General features: G+C 75.7%; 20 protein-coding genes. 10 read left to right on the forward strand and 10 right to left on the reverse strand.

The genetic code is table 11. The features are described 5' to 3' along the window. The 4 genes from ACWGJO_RS17460 to ACWGJO_RS17475 all read left to right on the forward strand — a co-directional run. Positions 1 to 823: hypothetical protein (locus ACWGJO_RS17460; RefSeq protein ID WP_452184686.1), on the forward strand; the 823-nt coding region annotated here is incomplete at its 5' end. After that, on the forward strand, positions 820 to 1,719 hold the full coding sequence (locus ACWGJO_RS17465) for a hypothetical protein (RefSeq protein WP_452184688.1): 900 nt from the start codon (positions 820 to 822) through the stop codon (positions 1,717 to 1,719). The genes ACWGJO_RS17460 and ACWGJO_RS17465, both read left to right, overlap by 4 nt. Continuing rightward, on the forward strand, positions 1,716 to 2,741 hold the full coding sequence (locus ACWGJO_RS17470; protein WP_452184689.1) for a hypothetical protein: 1,026 nt from the start codon (positions 1,716 to 1,718) through the stop codon (positions 2,739 to 2,741). Before ACWGJO_RS17465 ends, ACWGJO_RS17470 begins: the two co-directional genes overlap by 4 nt. 171 nt (positions 2,742 to 2,912) lie before the next feature. Continuing rightward, positions 2,913 to 3,563, forward strand: coding sequence for a hypothetical protein (locus tag ACWGJO_RS17475; RefSeq protein WP_452184690.1), 651 nt, complete (start codon positions 2,913 to 2,915; stop codon positions 3,561 to 3,563). A gap of 519 nt (positions 3,564 to 4,082) precedes the next feature. Here the strand turns inward: ACWGJO_RS17475 and ACWGJO_RS17480 are convergent. Next, positions 4,083 to 4,982, reverse strand: coding sequence for an endonuclease/exonuclease/phosphatase family protein (locus ACWGJO_RS17480; RefSeq protein WP_452184692.1), 900 nt, complete (start codon positions 4,980 to 4,982; stop codon positions 4,083 to 4,085). A 227-nt stretch (positions 4,983 to 5,209) separates the two neighbouring features. After that, positions 5,210 to 5,872 carry a M15 family metallopeptidase gene (locus tag ACWGJO_RS17485; RefSeq protein ID WP_452184694.1) on the reverse strand — a complete coding sequence of 221 codons (663 nt, stop codon included), beginning with the start codon at positions 5,870 to 5,872 and terminating at the stop codon, positions 5,210 to 5,212. A 144-nt stretch (positions 5,873 to 6,016) separates the two neighbouring features. Here ACWGJO_RS17485 and ACWGJO_RS17490 point away from each other — a divergent pair, with 144 nt between their 5' ends. Further along, positions 6,017 to 6,712 (forward strand): response regulator transcription factor, encoded by a 696-nt coding sequence (locus tag ACWGJO_RS17490; RefSeq protein WP_452184782.1) that lies wholly within the window; start codon positions 6,017 to 6,019, stop codon positions 6,710 to 6,712. Then, entirely contained in the window at positions 6,709 to 7,923 is a 1,215-nt protein-coding gene (locus tag ACWGJO_RS17495; protein ID WP_452184696.1) for a sensor histidine kinase, read from the forward strand. Before ACWGJO_RS17490 ends, ACWGJO_RS17495 begins: the two co-directional genes overlap by 4 nt. A 25-nt stretch (positions 7,924 to 7,948) precedes the next feature. Here the strand turns inward: ACWGJO_RS17495 and ACWGJO_RS17500 are convergent, their stop codons facing one another. The 4 genes from ACWGJO_RS17500 to ACWGJO_RS17515 form a co-directional block, all read right to left on the reverse strand. Then, positions 7,949 to 10,855: an AfsR/SARP family transcriptional regulator gene (locus ACWGJO_RS17500; RefSeq protein WP_452184698.1), complete on the reverse strand. Its 2,907-nt coding sequence runs from the start codon at positions 10,853 to 10,855 to the stop codon at positions 7,949 to 7,951. Between the two features lie 299 nt (positions 10,856 to 11,154). After that, on the reverse strand, positions 11,155 to 11,754 hold the full coding sequence (locus tag ACWGJO_RS17505; protein WP_452184699.1) for a hypothetical protein: 600 nt from the start codon (positions 11,752 to 11,754) through the stop codon (positions 11,155 to 11,157). Positions 11,755 to 11,860: 106 nt separating this feature from the next. Continuing rightward, a complete protein-coding gene (locus tag ACWGJO_RS17510) occupies positions 11,861 to 12,280 on the reverse strand; it encodes a hypothetical protein (RefSeq protein ID WP_452184701.1) in 420 nt (139 codons plus the stop codon). A gap of 74 nt (positions 12,281 to 12,354) precedes the next feature. Further along, positions 12,355 to 12,735 (reverse strand): winged helix-turn-helix transcriptional regulator, encoded by a 381-nt coding sequence (locus tag ACWGJO_RS17515; RefSeq protein ID WP_387692475.1) that lies wholly within the window; start codon positions 12,733 to 12,735, stop codon positions 12,355 to 12,357. 143 nt (positions 12,736 to 12,878) lie between these two features. Between ACWGJO_RS17515 and ACWGJO_RS17520 the strand changes: the two genes are divergently transcribed. Both ACWGJO_RS17520 and ACWGJO_RS17525 read left to right on the forward strand, forming a co-directional pair. Further along, positions 12,879 to 13,937: a zinc-binding alcohol dehydrogenase family protein gene (locus tag ACWGJO_RS17520; protein ID WP_452184703.1), complete on the forward strand. Its 1,059-nt coding sequence runs from the start codon at positions 12,879 to 12,881 to the stop codon at positions 13,935 to 13,937. A gap of 4 nt (positions 13,938 to 13,941) precedes the next feature. Further along, on the forward strand, positions 13,942 to 14,154 hold the full coding sequence (locus ACWGJO_RS17525) for a hypothetical protein (protein ID WP_452184705.1): 213 nt from the start codon (positions 13,942 to 13,944) through the stop codon (positions 14,152 to 14,154). Positions 14,155 to 14,309: 155 nt separating this feature from the next. On the opposite strand, the gene ACWGJO_RS17530 is transcribed toward ACWGJO_RS17525, so the two are convergent. After that, on the reverse strand, positions 14,310 to 14,750 hold the full coding sequence (locus tag ACWGJO_RS17530; RefSeq protein ID WP_380636383.1) for a carboxymuconolactone decarboxylase family protein: 441 nt from the start codon (positions 14,748 to 14,750) through the stop codon (positions 14,310 to 14,312). Positions 14,751 to 15,025: 275 nt separating this feature from the next. Here ACWGJO_RS17530 and ACWGJO_RS17535 point away from each other — a divergent pair, with 275 nt between their 5' ends. Further along, on the forward strand, positions 15,026 to 15,544 hold the full coding sequence (locus ACWGJO_RS17535) for a hypothetical protein (protein ID WP_452184707.1): 519 nt from the start codon (positions 15,026 to 15,028) through the stop codon (positions 15,542 to 15,544). A gap of 70 nt (positions 15,545 to 15,614) precedes the next feature. Here ACWGJO_RS17535 and ACWGJO_RS17540 read toward each other — a convergent pair whose 3' ends face one another. Then, positions 15,615 to 16,718: an NADH:flavin oxidoreductase/NADH oxidase gene (locus ACWGJO_RS17540; protein WP_452184709.1), complete on the reverse strand. Its 1,104-nt coding sequence runs from the start codon at positions 16,716 to 16,718 to the stop codon at positions 15,615 to 15,617. 114 nt (positions 16,719 to 16,832) lie between these two features. Here ACWGJO_RS17540 and ACWGJO_RS17545 point away from each other — a divergent pair, with 114 nt between their 5' ends. Next, complete coding sequence (locus ACWGJO_RS17545; protein WP_452184710.1) at positions 16,833 to 17,159, forward strand: hypothetical protein; 327 nt, start codon at positions 16,833 to 16,835, stop codon at positions 17,157 to 17,159. Positions 17,160 to 17,320: 161 nt separating this feature from the next. Here ACWGJO_RS17545 and ACWGJO_RS17550 read toward each other — a convergent pair whose 3' ends face one another. Together ACWGJO_RS17550 and ACWGJO_RS17555 are read right to left on the reverse strand one after the other, a co-directional pair. Beyond that, the gene (locus ACWGJO_RS17550) at positions 17,321 to 18,727 is read right to left on the reverse strand and encodes an MFS transporter (RefSeq protein WP_452184712.1); all 1,407 of its coding nucleotides are present in this window, start codon (positions 18,725 to 18,727) and stop codon (positions 17,321 to 17,323) included. A 441-nt stretch (positions 18,728 to 19,168) separates the two neighbouring features. After that, positions 19,169 to 20,014 carry a MerR family transcriptional regulator gene (locus tag ACWGJO_RS17555; RefSeq protein ID WP_452184714.1) on the reverse strand — a complete coding sequence of 282 codons (846 nt, stop codon included), beginning with the start codon at positions 20,012 to 20,014 and terminating at the stop codon, positions 19,169 to 19,171. Between the last annotated feature and the right edge of the window lie 63 nt (positions 20,015 to 20,077).

Genomic DNA, 20,077 nt, shown 5'->3' on the forward strand with positions numbered 1-20,077 from the left:
CACCGAACCTGCGGAGCCGGCGCCCGCCGCGCCCACCGTGCCCGCGGACGCTGTTCCGCCGCCGCCCGCCGCCCCGCCCGTCGCGCCGGAGCACGGCGAACCCGCCGTCCCCGCCGGGCCGTTCGCGGCCGAGCCCGCCCCCGCCCCGCGCGCCCCACGCCGCCCCCGCCCCGTGCTGCTGGGCGCCTGCGCCCTGGTGCTGGGCACCCTGGCCGGCGGCGGCATCGGCTACGCCGTGCAGGCCCAGCGCCCGCCCACGCCGCTGCCGCCGCTCCAGGTCGCCCACCCGTCCTACCCGGCCGGCACGGTCGACCCGGCCGCCCTCGCCGCCGAACAGCCCAAGCCGCTGGCCATCGACGGCGACCTGACCAAGCTGCTGATCACCGCCCCCGAGGGCAGCGCCCCCTGGGCGGACTTCGCGGACAAGCCGAGCTGGGTCTCGATCGGCGAACTCGCCGAGGAGAACGGCGACGAGGTCGCCACCTTCAAGGACCTCGCCTCCAACGGCTTCCGCCGCGCGGCCGAGGTGGCCTGGAAGAAGGACGACGTCCGCTACCGCATCACGCTGACCCAGTACACCGCGGACCACGCGGACCAGGTGCGCTCCGTCACCTGGCCGGCGTTCGCCGACGGCGCTCCCGGCGGCTACAAGGTGGACGCCGCGCCGCACCACTGGGCCGACAGCAACGAGCAGTACTACCTCGGCGAGGCCGTCGCCAAGCGCGGCCCGCTGGAGATGAAGGTCGAGGTCTTCGGCCCCCAGCCGGTGAACCCCGACACCCTCAAGGACCTCGCCAAGCGGCAGTGGGAGCGGCTGGTATGAACGACGACACCGTGACCGCCGCCCCGGGCGCGCCCGAGCCGGCGCCCGGCGCCCCGTCCGCCCTGACCGGCCCGCCCATCGGGTCCGTTCCGCCCGGCGGGTCCGTTCCGCCGCCCGGGTCCGTCGACGCGGCGTCCGCCGCACCCGCGGGTCCGAGCCCCGCCTCCCGCCGCCTGCTGCGCGCGGGCGCCGCGACCGCCGCGGCCGCGCTGGTCGGCGTGGTCATCGGCGTCGGCATCATCAAGACCCGGTACGACGACCCCGCGCCGGTCACCGTCGCCGCCCCGTCCACCGGTCCCACGCCCACCGCGACCGCCACGCCGTACGGCGCCAAGTCCAACGGCAGCCACTTCGGCTCGCTGCGCGACCTGCTGCTGCCCGTCCCGGCCGGCTACCGGCCCGGCCCGGACGACGGCGGCTACGGCAACGACACCGAGCTGGGCGGCGAGCAGCTGGCCGCCGAGCTGGACGCCGACCTCCAGCAGCTCCCCAAGGAGAAGCGCGACAAGATGCGCTCCTACTGGGAGAGCATGCACGTCAAGGCCACCGGCGTGCGCACCTACCGCGCCGACGGGGACGACCTGGTGATCGGCCTGAAGCTGCGCCAGTTCAACCAGCAGGAAGTGCAGCGGATCAACGAGTACACCGCGGTCTTCACCGGCGACACCGGCCTGTTCCGGATCGGCCCGGCGATCCCCGGCCACCCCGAGGCGCACTGCTATCTGATGCCGGCGCCGCCGTCCGCGCCGATCGACTACCTGGAGTGCTCGGCCGCCGAGGGCGACCTCCTGGTGATCATGAGCGCCGAGGGCGTGGCACCGCTGCCCAAGGACAGGATCGTCGCCCTCTTCACCGCCCAGCTCGACCGCCTCGCCCGCCCGGGAGCGTCCGTATGACCGGCCACGCCACCCCGCCGCCCGTGCCCGGGAACGTCCCCGCGCCCGCGCCGCAGAACGCGCCCGCACCCGCGAACGCACCGCAGAACGCGCCCGATCCGCTCCTGGCGGCGCTCGCCGCGCCCGTCGCCGTCCCCGAGGACCCGGCCGTCCTCGCGGAGCGGGAGGCCCGCCGGGCCCTGCGCCGCAAGGCCGCGGTGCGCTGGGGCGGCGCCGCCCTGGTGTTCGTCCTCGCCGGCACCGGCACCGCCCTGGCCGTCACCGCGCCCGAGCGCACCGACCTGCCGGGCCTGGCCACCGCGAGCGACGGCCGCTACACCTTCGCGCCGCTGACCCTGCCGCCGCTGCCCGCCGGCAGGAACGCCCCGGACGACAAGGGCAAGTCCCTGCACCACGCGGACCTGCGCCACCTGCTGCTGCCCGCGCCCAAGGAGGCCGGCGGTTCGCTGACCCCGCCCGTCTTCCCGGCCCCCGGTGCCGGTGCCGCCCCCTCGGGGTCGCCCACCGCCTCGGGGTCGCCGACCGCCTCCCCGGCGCCCTCGGCCTCCGCCGGCGCGCCCGCCGCCGGCTCCGGGTTCGGCCAGTGGGTGCCCTGCGACGCGCTCGCCGAGGACCAGCAGGACCCGGTCAAGGTGCGCGTCCTGCTGCTGGAGGACGCCTGCCGCGCGGCCACCGTCCGGGAGTGGACGGCCTCCGACGGCACCCGCACCCAGATCCGGCTGCTGCGCTTCGGCTCCGTGCGGGAGTCCTGGGAGGCCTTCGCCGACCTGCGCTCCAAGGGCCGCCCCAAGGCCGCCGCCGACACCAGGAGCACCCCCCACGACGACTGGGACACCCTCGACGGCATGAGCCTGACCACCGTGGAGTCCACCGCGGCCGGTTCCAAGGGCGCCCCCACCGCCCGCGTCGCCTACCTCTCCGCCGCCGACGTCCTCGCCGTCGTCACCATGACCAACCCCGCCGGCGTGCCCACCGCGCCGTTCCGGCAGGTCGTCACCCTCCAGGCGGACCTGCTGTCCTGACTCTGCCTCAGCGACCGGGCCGGTTCCCCCGGGGAGCCGGCCCGGCCGTCCTCCCGCGCGCCCTTCTGGGACAGGACCGGGATATTTCCCGCACCGGCCCGTGAACGACCCCCGCGTACGGTGATCACGCATCGGAGAACGCACCGCCGAAAAACGACAGCAGGAGAACCCATGCGCAAGCGCCGCCTCGTCCTCACCGCCGCCGCCGTCGCGGCGATCGCCGCCACCGCCACGGCCTGCGGACCGGACAACAGCGACACGAGCGCCGCTCCCGCCGCCACCGGCCCCGCCACCGGCCCCGCGGCCGGCGCCGCGGCACCCACCGCCGCCACGGCCGCCCCGGCCGGCGCCGCGCCGACCAAGACCGCCCCGCCCAAGTCCTCCGCGGCTCCCTCCGCCCCCTCCGCCGACAAGAGCGGGTACGGCCAGGCCTGCGGCGCCAACGACCTGGACTTCACCGCGAAGACCGAGAGCCAGGCCGGCGGCTACATCCTGATCAGCGCCAAGGCCAAGCAGGGCATCACCTGCACGCTCCCCGGCACCCACCCCGTCATCGCGTTCGGCTCCGGCGGCATCGAGGCCGCGCCCTTCGAGCACGGCACCGGGGAGTCGATCACCCTGAGCGGCGCCAGGACCGCCTACGCGGGCATCATGGCCAAGACCACCAAGGGCAACCAGGCCGTCCAGTACACCGACGTCATCATCGGTATCGGCACCCCCGACCCGAACCCGGCGAGCGTCCCCGTCGGCACCACCCCGGTCGACAAGCCGGTCGTCACCAACTGGCACACCCTGCCGAAGGACGCCGTCCCCGCGAACTGACACAACGTCACATCCGGGACGGTGAAAGCCGGATGACGGTGGAATGCCGACGGCCGCCAGTGTACCGACGGTGCGGCCCGGCACCTTGGAAGAGGACCTGTCCCACCTCTTCCGAGGAGCGCACATGACGATCAGGCGACCTACGACCGCCTGCTCGCGCCCCTCGCCGAGGCGGGCACCCAGCTGGTCCTCATCGAGCCGTTCCTCGTGCCGATCCACGGCGTCGTCGAGGCCCGCGACGCGGTGCTCATCGGCGAGAAGGAACGCGAGCAGTGGCGCGCCGACCTGGACCCGAAGATCCAGGCCGTGCGCAGGCCCGCCCGCCGGTACGGCGCCCAACTGCTCGCCGCCGACGGCAGGTTCGCCGAACTCGGCGCGACGACCCGACCGGAGCACTGGTCCGCGGACGGCGTCCACCCGACCCCGGCCGGTCACGCCGCACTCGCGGCCGCCCGGCTGCGCCTGGCCGCCCGACCGGGCCGGGAGCACGGTCCCGGCCCGGCCGCCGGGCCCCTGCCGTCACCCCCGCAGCCTCGCCGCCACCGGGCGGTGGTCGCTGGGGGTGGCGGGGAGGGTCCAGGTGCCGGTGGCGGCGAGGCCGCGGGTGAGCACGTGGTCGATGCGGACCAGGGGGAACGCGGCCGGCCAGCTGAAGCCGAAGCCGCTGCGGGCCGGGGTGAGACGGCGGGCCAGCGGGGCCAGGGCGCGGTCGTCGGCGGCGGTGTTGAGGTCGCCCAGCAGTACGACCCGGCGCAGCGGTTCGGCGTCCAGGGCCCCGGCGAGGGCGGCGATGTCGCGGTCGCGGTGGGCGGTGGCGAAGCCGGAGAAGGTCGTGCGCACCGAGGCCAGGTGGGCGACGTACACCGCCAACGGACCGCCCGGGGAGCTGACTTCGGCCCGCAGGGAGCGGTTCCAGCCGGGGTCGATGATCAGCCGCCGGGACTCCGTCACCGGGTAGCGGCTCCACAGGGCGACGGTGCCGGTGCGGGCGTGGTGGGGCAGTGCCCGGTCCAGCACACTCCGGTAGGCGGGCAGGGCCGCGTCGGTGACCTCCTCCAGCGCGACGAGGTCCGGGTCGGCGGCGAGCAGCGCCCGGGCGGTGCCGGCCGGGTCCCGGTTGGCGGCGTTCACGTTGTGGGTGACCACCGTCAGGCCCGGCCCGCCGGCCCCGCCCGCCGGGGCCCCGCCGGACAGCAGCAGCGGCCCGAACACCACCGCCCACACCGTCACCAGCACCCCGCCCGCGCAGGCCGCCGCCGGTGCCCGGCGCAGCGCCGCGCACAGCAGCGCCGCCACCGCCACCAGGCCGCTCCACGGCAGGGCGCTCTCCCACAGGCTGCCCAGGCCCACGCCGAGCTCCGGCACCAGCCGGTGGCCGCCCAGGGCGAGCGCGGTGAGCAGCCCGAGCGCGGCGGGCACGCGTCCGCGCCGCCACCGGGGGACGGCGCGCCACGCGGGTGCGGCTCCCCGCCCCGGTGCGCCCGGCCCCCTCGACGCGAAGAGCCGCTTCAGTGCGGTCAGCCACTTCGGCGCGGCCGGCCACGTCGGCGCGGCCCGTCGCCGCCGGCGCGGCGGGCCGGGCCGGGCGGGCGTCTCGGACGGCACGGACGGTACGGACGGTACGGAAGACGTCACGGCGCGCCCCCTCACCCTGCGGCGTCCGGCAGCGGAGCCGGGCAGGTCCCGCCCGGCGGGGTGAGCAGTTCGAAGTGCCAGATCTCGTTGGCGTACACCTGGCACAGCCCGTACCGGGCGCCGTTCTGGATCAGCCAGTAGTCGGCGCTGGTCGGGCCGACGTCCACCGCCTTGCCGGAGACGTGCGCGGACTTCTCCGGGGTGTTGACGAACTTCCGGGCCTGCTCCAGGCTCCCGTACTTGACCACCCCCCGGTCCAGCAGCCGCTGCTGGTAGGCCTTGCTGCGCCAGCCGGAGGTGACGGTCATCTCGATGCCCTGGGCCCGGGCGTCGACGGCCGCCCGCTGCAGGGCCTCGCGCAGCGGCCCGTCCAGGTTGCCCACGGCGGGGGAGCCGGTGTCGGAGGGGGTCAGCGTCCGGCCGTCGGGTATCTCCCCCTCCGCCTCCGCCGACGCCTGCGTCGTGGCGGGCGAGGCGGTGACGGGCTGGGCGGTGACGGTGGCCGCCAGGGTGCGCAGGACGGCCTCGGTGCCCGGCGGGTCGGCGGCGGCGCACGCCCCGGCCAGGGTCAGCACCGCCGTCGCGGCGGCGCCCGCGGCCAGCCGCCGCCGTCCGCCGCGCGCCGCCGTGCCCGTGCCGGTCCCCGTCTCCGTCGGGGTGTCCGTCGTGTCCATTCCTGCCTCCCGGTGTTGCTCGTCCGTTGCCGGACCATTGGAGGAGAACCGGTGTTGCGAGGACGTCTGCGCAGGCCGATACGTTTTCGATAGGTCCCATCGGGTCCAATGGGTACGAACAGCGAAGAGCAGGGAGAACAGCACGTGCGGGTCCTGGTGGTGGAGGACGAGATCTACCTCGCGGAGGCGGTCCAGGCGGGCCTGCGGCTGGAGGCGATCGCCTGCGACATCGTCACCGACGGCGACGCGGCGCTGGAGCGCCTGGCCGTCCACAGCTACGACGTCGTCGTCCTCGACCGCGACATCCCCGGCACCCACGGCGACGACGTCTGCCGCAGCATCGTCCGCGGCGGCCTCGGCTGCCGGGTCCTGATGCTCACCGCCGCCGCCCGCCTGAACGAGAAGGTCGCCGGCTTCGAACTCGGCGCCGACGACTACCTCACCAAGCCCTTCGACCTCGCCGAACTCGTCGTACGGCTGCGCTCGCTGGCCCGCCGCCCGGCCCAGGCCGCCCCGCCCGTCCTGGAGTACGCCGGGCTGCGCCTGGACCCCTTCCGCCGGGAGGTCTACCGGGACGGCCGCTACGTGGGCCTGTCCCGCAAGCAGTTCGCCGTCCTGGAGGTTCTGATGGCGGCGCACGGCGGCGTCATCAGCGCCGAGGACCTGCTGGAACGCGCCTGGGACGAGAACGCCGACCCCTTCACCAACGCCGTCCGCATCACCATCTCCGGTCTGCGCAAACGCCTCGGCGACCCGTGGGTGATCCAGACCGTGCCGGGCGTGGGCTACCGCCTCACCGACCCCTCCACCGACCCCGGCCAGGAAGGCACCCCGCGGTGAACCCCGACCCCGGCCCCGACCCCTCCGACCCCGGGCCCCGCACGGGCGGACGCCGCACCGGAAACCGCCCGCGCCGCCTGACCGCCCGGATGCGCCTGACCCTCAGCTACACCCTCTTCGCCGTCACCGCCGGCCTCCTCTCCCTCGCCGTGGTCTACGTCGGCATGCGCTACGTCCCCAACTACCCCCTCACCTCCTCCAACCCGCGCTACCGCTCCGACGCCCCCTCCCGCCAGGAGATCCTGGACTCGCTGCTCAGGGCCAGCGGCTACGCCCTGGCCCTGCTGACCGCCGTCGGCCTGATCGGCGGCTGGCTGATCGCCGGCCGGGTGCTGCGCCCGCTGCAGGACATCACCCGCGCCGCCCACCGCGCCGCGAGCGGGGCCCTGGAACACCGCATCGCCCTCACCGGGCCGCGCGACGAGTTCACCGACCTCTCCGACGCCTTCGACGAGATGCTCGCGCGCCTCCAGCGCTCCTTCGAGGCCCAGCAGCGCTTCGCCGCCAACGCCTCCCACGAACTGCGCACCCCGCTGGCGATCACCCGCACCATGCTCCAGGTCGCCGCCGCCGACCCGGCCGGCCAGGACTGGGGCCGCCTCGTCACCCGCCTCCAGGACACCAACCAGCGCGGCATCGAGATCAGCGAGGCCCTGCTCCAGCTCGCCGACCTCGGCCACGCCCCGCCCGACCTCGCCCCCACCGACCTCGCCGCCGCCACCGGAGAGGCGCTGGCCGCCGTCCGCGACGAGGCCGAGGCCTTCGGCGTCACCCTCGCCGCCGACCTGCGCCCCGCCCCGACCACCGGCAACCCCGTCCTGCTGCGCCAGGCGGCCGTCAACCTGCTGCACAACGCGCTGCGGCACAACCTGCCGCCCGGCGCCGGCGGGCGGGTCACCGTCGCCACCGGAGCCGACCCCGAACGGCCCGGCCGGGTGCACCTGACCGTCACCAACACCGGCCCGCGGCTGACGGAGGAGGCCGTGGCCACCTTCACCGAACCGTTCCTGCGCGGACGCGGGCGCACCGCCGAGACCGACCCGGCCCGCCGCGGCCACGGCCTGGGCCTGGCGATCGTCGCCGCCGTCGCCGAGGCCCACCACGGCGAACTCCACCTCGCCCCCGACCCGGCCGGCGGCCTGCGGGCGACCCTCGCCCTGCCCGGCCCGGCCGCCGACCCGGAACGGCCCGACCCGCGCGCAGCCGGATGACCCTTCGCGGCCGGCCGGCGGCGGGTCAGGGGAGCTCGGGCGGGGTGAAGCCGAGGGAGGTCAGGAGGGCGACCGGGCCGCGGTAGTGCTCGGGGAGCTCCCGGTACAGGTCGAGGGCGGCGGCCCAGGAGCGCCGGGCGGCGGCCGGGCGGCCCAGTGCCTGCTGGGCGGCGGCCAGTCCGGCCAGGGAGTTGGCCCGCTGGTCGGTGAACCCGGCGATGTTCCGGCCGACGGACAGGGACCGCGCGAAGTGGCGCAGCGCCTCGTCGGGCCGTCCGGCGGCGTAGCGGGCGAGGCCCAGGACGTTGTGCAGCGAGCACCCCAGGACGGTGTCGTGCAGGCCCATCCCGGGTGCGAGCAGCCGTTCGGCCAGGGCCTGCGCGGCCTCGTACCGGCCGAGGAAGGCGTGGACCGAGGCCAGGCTGGTCTCGCACAGGCGGATCGTCCACCGGTCGGCGTCCGGCCCGTCGGCGGGGAGCAGCAGCAGGGCGCCCTCGTAGTGGCGGGCCGCTCCGGCGTAGTCGCGGGAGAAGAAGTGGAGCGCGCCGAGGTTGGCCAGCACCTGACCCTCGGCGGCCGGGGCGGCGGCGGTGCGGACCAGGTCGAGGGCCTGCTCGTAGTGCCGGCGGGCCCGGTCGAGGTCGCCCACGGTGCTCCAGGCGTGTCCCTGGTCGTTGAGGGCGCGGCCCTCGGCGAGCGGGTCCGCGAGGCGCCGGGCCGCGGCCACCGCGGTGCGGCCGAGGGCCAGCCGTTCGGCGTGCCGGCCGCTGCGGTGGAGGTGGATCCACAGCAGCGAGGGGAGTTTCCAGGCGGTTTCGTCGTCCCCGTGCTCGTAGGCGTGGCCGGGGGTGGCGAGCAGGTTGGCGCGCTGCCCCTCGCACCACCGCATGGCCTCGTCCGCCCCGGTGAAGGCAGCCCCGGTGAAGTCCGCTCCGGCGAAGGCCGTGGTGGGCAGGTCCCCGGGCGGTGGCGGCAGCGCCACCCGGGGCCGTCCGGGGAGCAGCAGCCGGGCGGCGGCCCAGGCGTGCCGCAGGCACCAGGCGTACCAGCGGCGCCGGGCGAGGCCGCGGGAGTGCTCGCTCTCCTGCAGCGCGGCCCGCTCGGCGGCGAACAGCCGGACCAGGTCGTGGAAGCGGTAGCGGCCGGCGGAGTGCTCGGCGAGGAGGTGGACGTTGGCCAGCCGGCGCAGGATCCGTGCGCTCTGCACGCCGTCCAGCCCGCCGACCGCCTCGGCGACCGGTGCCGAGAGGTCGACGGCGGGGCTGGCCGCGAGCAGCCGCAGCAGGCGTGCGGCGGGTGCGTCGAGCGCGCGGTAGGACAGCGCGAACACCGTGCGCAGGCGGGCGGACGGGTCGTCGGCGTCCGCTTCGAGGACGTCCAGGCGGGTGCCCGCGGCGGCGAGTTCGGCGGCGAAGTCGGCGAGGTCGTGGTGCGGGCGGTCGCGCAACCGGGCGACGGCGAGGCCGACGGCCAGCGGGAGGTGGCCGCAGGCGTCGAGCAGCCGGGTGACGGCGTGCTCCCGGTCCTCGACGCGTTCGGCCCCGAGCACCCGGTGCACCAGCGCCCGCCCCTCGGCCGGGCTGAAGTCCGCCAGCTCTATCCGGTGGGCGCCCTCGCGCACGACGAGCCCGGTGAGCCGGTCGCGGCTGGTCACGACGACCGCGCAGCCCCCGGTGCCGGGCAGCAGCGGGCGGACCTGCTCGGCGTCGAGGGCGTTGTCCAGGACGATCAGGACCCGGCGGTCGGCCAGGACGGAGCGGTAGAGCGCGGCCGCCTCGTCGAGCCGGCCCGGGACCTCCTCGGCCGGTACGCCGAGGGCCCGCAGGAAGGCGGCGAGGACGGCGTGCGGCTCCTGCGGGCCGGCCGGCGACCAGCCGCGCAGGTCGGCGAAGAGCTGGCCGTCGGGGAACCGGTCCCGGGCGCGCTGCGACCAGCGCACGGCCAGGGCCGACTTGCCGCCGCCGGCGATGCCGGTGATCACGGTGATGGCCGTCGGGGCCGGGCCGCCGTCGCCGCTGCCGTCGCGGCTGCTGGGGTGCTCGGGGCTGTCGGGCCCGCCGGCCCCGGCCAGGTGGCGTTCCATGGCGCGCAGAGGGGTGTCGCGGCCGACGAAGGACGGCAACTCCCAGGGGAGTTGGGCGGGGCGGAGGCGGGGCGGCGCCGAGGGCGGGGGCGCCGGAACGGGCCGGTGGGGTGCGAGCGGTCCTGCCGCGCCCAGCAGTTCGCGCTGGAGCGAGCGCAGTTCGGGGGACGGGTCCAGGCCCAGCTCCTGCGCGAGGTGCCCGGCGTAGCGGCGGTAGGCCTCCAGGCCCTCGGCGTGCCGGCCGGAGCGGGACAGGGCCGTCAGCAGGTGTCGCACCAGGCCGTCGCGGATCGGGAACTCGGCGACCAGGGCGGTGAGTTCGGAGACGATCCGGTCGGGCCGCCCGGCTGCCAGCTCCAGTTCGTAGAGCCGCTCCAGGGCGGACATCCGCCGTTCCTCCAGACCGGCCGCGACCGCGGCCAGCGCCCGGCCCGGCAGTCCGTCCAGTGCCGGGCCGCGCCACAGCGCCAGCGCGCCGCGCAGCCGGGCGGCCTGATCGGCGCCCGCCGCGGCGGCGGACTCCACCAGGGCCACGAACTCCAGCGCGTCCACCCGGACTTCGGGCCCGTCCAGGAGGTAGCCGGGTCCGTCGGTGCGGATCGGCGGGACCTGCCCCGGGGCGGGGGCGAGCGCCCGGCGCAACAGGCCGACCATGTTCCTGACCTGGCGGTCGGCCGTGGCCGGCGGCTCCTCGTCCCAGACCGCGTCGACCAGCCGGGACACCGACACCGTCCGCCCGGCATGGGCCACCAGTGCGGCCAGCAACGCCTGTTGGCGGCGCCCGCCGACGGCGAGCACGGTGGAGTCCGGGGCCCGAACCTCCAGCGCCCCCAGGATCCTGAACTCCACTCCCCGCCCCTCCGGTGGACCGGACGCCGCGGTGGCGCACCGGTACTGCCGCCCTTCGCCGCGCCCCCGGGCGCGCTCGGCCCCGCCGCCCGAACGGCCGTACGGACACGGACGACGACGGGGCAGGGCCATCCTCGCTCGGGCGACCTGTCCTGTCCACGGCATGTCATCGGGCGGCCCGTACGGGCGTCGTGATCCGGTCATGAGGAATTCGCCGACGGGCACGTTCGGCCTGGCCGGCGCCGCCACCGCCGCCGTCCTCGTGCCGCCTCGTCACCCGCCTCCGGGGCCGGACGGAGTCAGGATCGGTCGGTACCGAAGATGGGGTCGAGCGGATCACCCTCGTGTCCGACGACGAGGCAGGTCGTCGCGACCGGCCCCCGGGACAGCTCGGTGAGCCGGGCGAGTGCCGCCGCCTCGGTGGGCAGCGCGGCGGGTTCAAGACCAAGCGCCCGGGCCGCGCGGTCGCGTCGCCGGTCGAGGTCGGGCAGGTCCTCCCGGTACTCATCGGCGACGGTCCGGAGTTCTTCGGCCGTCCGACCGGGGGCGTCCCGCCACCACGGTGCCACGAGGCACAGTTCCACCAGCTCCCGCAGTCCGAGGGCGAGCGGGCCGGCCTCGCCGTCGAGGCTCACGTACACCACCGGGCGTTCCTCGCCGCCCTCGCCGACGAAGCAGAACGCGTCTCCTGTGCCCGCCCGCGCGAACTGCTCCAGCCGGGCCCCGGAGGCCAGACGGACGCCGTCCTCCAGCTCGTGTTCGGCCGGGTTCGTCGCGTCGAGGTCCGCGACCCGGGCGAAGAACGCGACGACCTCCTCGTCGGCGGCCAGGAGAGGCAGCAGTGCGTCGGGATGGGCCGAGCCGGTGGTACCGCTGCCCGTCGTCGTCGATCCGTTCATCCCGCCACCGTAGCCAGGGCCTCGGCACCGGCCGTGATCCGGGACGGCAGCCGCGGGTGCGGCCCGACCGGGCGAAGGGCGGTTCCCGTCCCTCGCCGAGCCCGGTTCAGGAATAGGGCCGGAGGTCGTCGCGGTGGGCGGTGCCGCTGCCTTCGGGCCGCCAGGAGCGACTGTGCCGGGACAGGGTCCAGGTCTGCGGTGCCCGGCGGGCGGCGTCGATCCAGGCCGCGAGTTCGGGAAGCGCGCTCTGCCGCAGGACGTGCCGGGCCGCGGCCCGTTCGGAGGCCGGGAGCGGGGCGACCCCGATCCGCACCGGGGACCACCATCGGGGGCGGATGCCGCCGCCGTGGTCGGCGGACAGGCCCGGCACCCACTCGACGTGCAGCGCGGTCCCGTCCTCCCACGGGCGGTTGCCGAACTCCAGGTGGGCGGCCTCCGCCTCCTGCGCGCCGAGGACGGCGCGGATGTCGGTCGGGGTGAGCGGCCACGACAGATCGCGCGGCAGTCGGCGGTTGCGGGCTGGCATGCGCCCGAGGATGGCAGACGCCCCGACGCGGGCGCACGCGCGTTTCGCCCCGGGGCCTTTCGGGCGGGCCGGGCTCAGGCGGGGCCGGGGAAGCGGTCGATGTTGTGCTCCACCCAGGTGCGCAGATGCGCCAGCGGGACGCAGGCGTCCGCGCCCAGCGCGGTGAGGCTGTACTCGACCCGCGGGGGGACCTCGGCGTGGATCTCGCGGTCGACCAGACCGTGCTCCTCCAGCCGGCGCAGCGTCTGGGTGAGCACCTTGGGGCTGACGCCCTGCAGGCGGGTGCGCAGCGCGCCGAAGCGTTGCGGGCCGTCCTCCAGGGCACCCAGCGCGAGGGCGCTCCACTTGTTGGCCAGCAGGTCGAGCATGTCGCGACAGGGGCAGGCCGCGGCGTAGACGGACCTGGGGTCGGTGCAGTCGGGGGCGTGGGTCCTCGTCGTACGGGTCGTCGTCACCCGCCGATGGTACCCATCGGGTACTGCTTCGGTACCCGATGGGTACCAATGGTCCTTGCGGGTAACCACCACCCCTCGCATACCGTCGCCGACGTGCCCGGACGGCGGTGCGCCGCCCATCCCTTCCGACGAGGAGACCCCTGATGCCCGAGACGACCACGACCCCCGGGGCGACCGCGATCCCCGCGACGATGCCCGCCGTCGCCTACCGCAGGAGCCTGCCGGTCGACGACCCGCAGAGCCTGCTCGACGTCGAGCTGCCGGTGCCCCGGCCGGGCCCGCGCGACCTGCTCGTGCGGGTGGAGGCGGTGGCCGTCAACCCGGTGGACCACAAGGTCCGGCAGAACGCCGACCCGGGCGGCGAGCCGCGGGTGCTGGGCTGGGACGCGTCCGGCACCGTGGTCGCGGTCGGCCCGCAGACGGAACTGTTCGAGGTCGGCGACGAGGTGTACTACGCCGGCGCCCTGGAGCGGCCCGGCACCAACTCCCGCTACCACGCGGTGGACGAGCGCCTGGTCGGCCACAAGCCGGCCACCCTCTCCCACGCCGGGGCCGCCGCGCTGCCGCTGACCGCGCTGACCGCCTGGGAGGGCCTCTTCGAACGCCTCGGCCTGGGCACCGGCGGCCCGGAGCAGGGCGGCACCCTGCTGGTGACCGCCGCCGCGGGCGGCGTCGGCTCCCTCGTCACCCAGCTCGCCCGCGCCCTCACCGGCCTGACCGTGATCGGCACCGCGTCCCGCCCGGAGTCGGCCGACTTCGCCCGCCGCATGGGCGCCGACCACGTGATCGACCACACGCGCCCGCTCGGCCCGCAACTGGCGAAGGCCGCCCCCGGCGGCCTCGACCACGTCTTCAGCACCGTCGCCACCGACCGCAACCTCGCCGCCTACGCCGAGGCCCTGAACCCCTTCGGCGGCATCGTCGCCATCGACGACTTCGACTCCCTGGACATCGGCGTCCTCAAGGGCAAGAGCATCTCCTTCCACTGGGAGTTCATGTTCACCCGCTCCCTGCACGCCACTGCCGACCAGGCGGTGCAGCACCGGATCCTCGACCGGGTCGCGCGCCTGGTGGACGCGGGCGTCCTGACCACCACCGCCACCCGCGACCTCGGCCCCGTCAACGCCGCCAACCTCCGGGCGGCCCACCGCCTCCAGGAGTCCGGTGCGGCGATCGGGAAGACGACCCTGACCGGGTTCTGAGCCGGTGTCCCGGCGCACCGGCCAGGTCGAGGCCCTCCTGGCCACCGGCGGCGGGGCGGTGGCGGCCCTGGCCGCCAGGGCCCTGCTGTCCGGGGTGTACCAGCACCACGGGCAGGACCCGGCCGTGCTCGAAGGGGCCGACACGGCGGTCCTGGCCGTCGGGGCCGGCACGGCGGCCCTGATCCACCGGTGGCTGCTGCGGCGGCCGGGGGACTGACGCCCCGGCTGCAGCCCCGCCCGGGTGACCTGCCGGCGGAGTCCACCGATGCGGAGACGATTGCCGCGTTCCTCACGGCGCACCTCGGCCGGCACCTGCTGCCCGAGGAAGCACCACCGGCCGCGGCCTGACCCGCCGACGGGCCCGACTGCCGCTCAGCCGACCGACCGGTCCTCCTGCCCGTCCGTCACGACCGGCAGGAGGCCGCGCTCGCCGAACACCTTCTTGGCGACGAAGGTCGCGTTCAGCGCCTTCGGGAACCCGCAGTAGACGGCGGAGTGCAGCAGCGCCTCGACGATCTCCTGCGGCGTCAGCCCGACGTTCAGCGAGGCGTTGACGTGGACCTCCAGCTGCGGCTCGCACCCGCCGAGCGCGGTGAGCATGCCCAGGGTGACCAACTGCCGCTCGCGCGGCGCCAGTCCGGGACGGCTGTAGATCTCCCCGAACCCCCAGGCGACCACCTGGTGCCCGAGCTCGGGGCTCACCTCGCCCAGCGACTCCACCACCCGCCGCCCGGCCTCGCCGTCGATCCGGTCGAGCACCTCGGCCCCGTGCGCGAAGCGCTCCCGGCGGACCTCGGCCTCACTCGCGGACATGCTCATCTGCGCTGCTCCTCTCCCGTTTCCCGGCGCCGACCACGGCGGCGGCGACCTCGGAGGAAACCGTAGAACTTGGAACGCACTCCAACTCAAGTCGCCACGCAGCCCCACCTCCACAGGAAGATTTGCGGCCAGGACCCCCTGAAATGGCATCATCGTGCGCTACTGGAGCCGAAAGATTTCCTGTGGACCACGCACCCGACCGGACGGGCCCGCGCTGCGCCGGGGTAACGTTGTCCGTCCGTTCCCGGGTTTCGCGAGATGGAGCAGCCATGTCCTCGACCGTCTTCCGCAGCGGCATCGGGCAGCTGTTCCCCGATCAGGGGCCCGATGGGCTGAGGGTCTGGAGCGTGGCCCGGGCGCCGAGGAGCGCGCTGTACGGTGCCCCCGTCGAGGCCACCATCCTGCTCGAAGGCACCGACGACCTCGACCGGGTCGATCTTCCCCTGGTCGGCGAGGTGCTCGGCAGGGTCGACCACTACATCGGGACGGGGATCCGCTTCGTGTGCGAGCAGGTGGAGGCCGACCCGGCCTTCTTCGGCCTCACCGAAGCGCAGTCGCGGCCCTACCGCGGCCTGCCCGTCGCGGACTTCCCACTGGACTGCCCGCAGCTCGACTTCTACCTCGACGAGTGGCACCTGCGTTTCGCAGAGGGTCGGCTGCCGATCTGCGACCCCTACGGCCTCGCGGTCGTGTTCGACGGCCAACGGCCGGTGCGGGTGGAGGACTTGAGCGACGCCACGGCCGTGGATGACGAAGGCGCCGACGACTCGGGGCGACAGGGGGCCTGAGCAGCCCCCGGTGCACGCGCGGGGCGGGGAGTCGGCCGGATCGGCTCCCCGCCCCACCCGCATGCGGGCGTCAGGCGCGGTGGTACGGGGCGGGGGTGGCGACCTCGCCGCCGAGGGCGGCGGCGGCGTGGCGGGCCCAGTAGGGGTCGCGCAGCAGTTCGCGGCCGAGCAGGACGGCGTCGGCGCGGCCCTCGGTGAGGACGGCCTGGGCCTGCGCGGGGTCGGTGATCAGGCCGACGGCCGCCACCGGCAGGTCGGTCTCGCGGCGCACGGCCTCGGCGAAGGGCACCTGGAAGCCGGGCCCGGCCTCGATCCGGGCGTCGGGGACGAGGCCGCCGGTGGAGACGTCGAGCAGGTCGACGCCGTGGGCCCGGAGCTCCTTGGCGAGGCGGACGGTGTCCTGCGAGGTCCAGCCCTCGCGGCCGTCCTGCGGGTTCTCGGTGAGCCAGTCGGTCGCGGAGACGCGGAAGAAGACCGGCAGGTCCTCGGGCCACACCGAGCGGACGGCGTCGACGACCTCCAGCGCGAAGCGGATGCGGCCCTCGTAGGAGCCGCCGTAGCCGTCGGTGCGGTGGTTGGACGCGGGGGAGAGGAACTGGTGGATCAGGTAGCCGTGGGCGCCGTGGACCTCGGCGACCTGGAAGCCGGCGTCGAGCGCGCGCCGGGCGGCGTCGGCGAACTGCCGCACGATCTCGCCGATCTGCTCCTCGGTCAGCTCGTCCGGGGTGGTGTGGGCGGGGGAGAAGGCGTCGGCGCTGGGGCCGACCGGGGTCCAGCCGTGCTCCTCGTCCGGGGTGACGGGGCGTCCGCGGTCGATCCAGGTGCGCTCGGTGGAGGCCTTGCGCCCGGCGTGGGCGAGCTGGATGGCGGGGACGGTGCCCTGGCTCTTCAGGAAGTCGGTGATCCGGCGGAAGGCGGTGACCTGCTCGTCGTTCCAGATGCCGAGGTCGTACGGGCTGATGCGTCCTTCGGGGCTGACCGCGGTGGCCTCCGTGATGATCAGCCCGGTGCCGCCGGCGGCGCGGGCCGCGAGGTGGGTGAAGTGCCAGTCGGTGGGCACGCCGGCCGCGTCCCCGTTCGGGGCGGCGCTGTACTGGCACATCGCCGGCATCCAGATGCGGTTGGGGACGGTCAGCGACCGCAGGGTGAGCGGGGCGAAGAGAGAGGTGCTCATGTCGGACTCCCGGTGGGTCGGGTCGGCGCCAGGACGCGGAGGCGAATCAAGGGCTGGTGTGCAACTTTTGCAGCTGCATTTACATTCGCAAACAATAGTTGCGCACGCAGGGACTTGCAAGGGTTCTCCGTCGGACCGGCCCTGCCCCGGCCCCGCCCCGGCCCGCTCCCGGACATCGCCGTGGTGCCGCGGCACCCGCGGACCGGCGAGACCTGGCCGGTCCCCGCGGGCGTGGCCGCCGCACCGCTCGCCGTCGGCTTCTGGACCTACCTCGCCCACCACCGCGGACGCGTGGTCACACCCGTCACCGGCCGGTTGCCCGCCGACGTGGAGCGCGACGACCTCCTGCCGCCCCACTACTGGTGCGGCCCGCGCCCCCTGTGGCGGGCCTACCACGCCACCCTGGAACGCCTTCGGGGCGCGGGGGCCGGCGGCTCATGACGGTGCGGTCGGTGCGGTCGGTGCCGCCGGTGCGAGTCGGGCGGGCGCCGTCGGTGGTGCGGGAAAAGGGAGTCGGCGCCCCGTAACGCCCGACGGCGCCGCCCGGGGGAACCGGGCGGCGCCGTCGAAGCGGTGCGCGGGGGCCGTGCGCAGCGGGGCCGTCAGCGAGCCGTCTGCGGGACCCGCTGGGCCGGGACGGCGGCCCGGGCCGAACGCGGGGCGGAGCCGGAGGCGCCGGCGGCGGCCGCGGGGGAGGCGCCGAGCGCGGTGCCGCGGGTCTCCTCGGCCCACAGGACGCAGACCAGCAGGCCGACGGCGGTGGTCCCGGCGGCGATCAGCATGGTCGGGCCGGTGCCGAGCCCGGTCAGCGACAGCGGCAGCAGGTAGGTGCCGACGGCCGCGCCGATCCGGCTGACCGAGGTGGCGACGCCCACGGCGGTGGCGCGGATCTCGGTGGGGAACAGCTCGTTGGGGTACGTCCAGTCGAGCACGTTCGGCCCGCCGCACAGGAAGGCGTACGCGCACAGCGCGGTGAGCGCGACGGCGGCCGGGGCGGTGGGCCACACGCCCAGCAGCGCCAGCGGGACGGTCATCAGCGCGAAGGACCAGATGATGACGGGCCGCCGGCCGCGGGTGTCGATCAGGCGCAGCGCCGGGTAGCAGCCGAGCAGGAAGACCAGGCTGATCAGGCCGGTGCCGAGGGTCTCCATCACGGTGCCGCCCGGCATGCCGAAGGAGGAGAGGATCTGCGGGCCGAAGGTGAGCATCGCGAACAGCGGGCCGACCTGGCACATGAAGAACAGGCCGCAGAACAGGGTGCGGCGCCGGTAGGGCTGGGTCATCAGCAGGCGCAGCCCGGCGGGGCGGCCGCGTTCGGCCGGATCGGGCATCAGCTCGCGGCCGTCGACCCGGACCCCGAGGTGCTTCTCGACCACGCGCACCGCGTCACCGACCCGCCCGTTGGCGGCGAGCCAGCGCGGGGACTCCGGCGAGCCGCGCCGGATCACCAGGAACACCACGCACAGCACCGTGGAGCTCGCCAGCATCCACCGCCAGCTGCCCGGCCCGGCCAGCTCCAGGAACAGGTAGCCCACCACGTAGGCGAGCACCGAGCCGGCGTACCAGGCGACGATCTGCTGCCCGAGCAGGCGGCCGCGCTTCTTGGCGGGCAGCCACTCGGCGAGCAGCGAGGTGGCGATGGGGTAGTCGGCGGCCACGGCCATGCCGAGCACGAAGCGCAGCACGGCGATCGCCCACACCGCGTCCACCCAGAAGGAGAGCACCGAGCAGGCGACCATCACGAGCAGGTCGGCGGTGTACATCACCTCCCGGCCGATCTTGTCGGTCAGCACGCCGAAGAGCGCGCCGCCGACGAACATGCCGACCAGTGCGGCGGCGCCGATCAGGCTGACCTCGGCGGTGGAGAGCCCGAGGTCCGGGCGCATCCCGATCAGGGCGACGCCGACGATGCTCAGGATGTAGCCGTCGAGCAGGGGTCCGCCCGAACAGGCCAGGGCCAGCCTGCGGTGGAACGCGGTATACGGGGCGTTGTCGATGGTCTGGGACATGTGCTTGGGGTCCTCCGGAGCGTACGGCACGCACTGCGCACCGTGCGCCGGGTAGACGGCAGGGGAAGACGCCGCCCACCTCGGACGGCGCCATCGCCCGGTCACAACGGGCGACCGTCCACGGTTGCCCCGGTCCCGCGGGGCCGCCACCGGGCCGAAGGTCGAGGGGATTCACGACCAAGGTCCCGAAGCGGACGGGCCCTTCGCCCGTGCCGGAACGGCGCCCGCCCAGTTCTGCCGGGGGCGGGCGCCGCCGCGGGCCGCGAATGCGCTCCGGGCGTGACCCTTCTCACCCGCGACCCCCGACAGCCCCGCAACTGTGGCCCATTCCACACCCGGGCGGTGCCCGTCCGTACGGGGGCGACCCCGGTGCGTCATCCTCGGCGGGCCGCGGCGGGCCCCGCGTCGGCTCGCCGTCAACCCCCGGCTGGGGGTCGCGGGCTACCGGCCCGCGGCCAGCGGCACGGCGACGTCCACGACGTGCTCCTGCGGTCCGGCGGTCGCCCGGTTCGGGTGGTACACCTCCCGGTTCGGCCCGCCCCGCCCGTACCCGCGGGCGGCGGCCCAGGCGCCCACCGCGTCGTGGGCGGCGGCCATCGCGGTGAAGCCCCGCCGGGTCAGGGCGGTGTACGCCTCGCGGTGCGCGGGTTCGATGCGCACCGCGAACGGGCCGTGCGGCCCGACGTCGTTCGGGGTGGGGGCGCAGACCTCGACCAGGGCGTCGCAGTCCTCGCCCACCAGGCCGTGGTACACCGCGAACAGCGGTCCGGACAGGCACGCGCCGACCTCCCGCAGCCGGCCGAGCAGCAGCTCGCCGGCCTCGGCGAGGAAGCCGGGCAGCGCGGCGGCGTCCACGTGCCGGCGCACGAACAGGACCCGCTGCTCGGGTATGTCGCGCTCGACGATCTCGAACACGGTGGTGCTCCTTCCGCTCAGAACTTCCCGGGCGTAGCCCACCGCCTCCCGGCGGGCCGCGTGCTCGGCCTCCCGCTCCCGCCAGTACGCCAGCAGCTCCCGCTCGCCCGCGTTGCCGTCGGCGTCCGCGTCGGGGTCCGGCACGGCCGCGTCCAGTACGGCCGCGATCCGCGCCAGCGGCAGCCCGGCGGCGCGCAGCAGCGCGATCCGCCGGGCCCGCTCGACCTGCGCCGGGCCGTAGCGGCGCACTCCGGTGCGCGCGTCGACCAGGGCGGGCGGCAGCAGCCCCCGCTCGTCGTAGAGCCGCAGGGCCTTGAGGCTGAGCCTGGTCCGGGCGGCGAGTTCGCCGATGGTGATCACGTTCTCCTGCACGCCCGCCACTGTGCCGCCTTCCCCTGGGGGAGGGGCAAACCCCGGAACGCTATGCGGCGGTGC

It is taken from the genome of Kitasatospora sp. NPDC054795, from assembly GCF_053611565.1.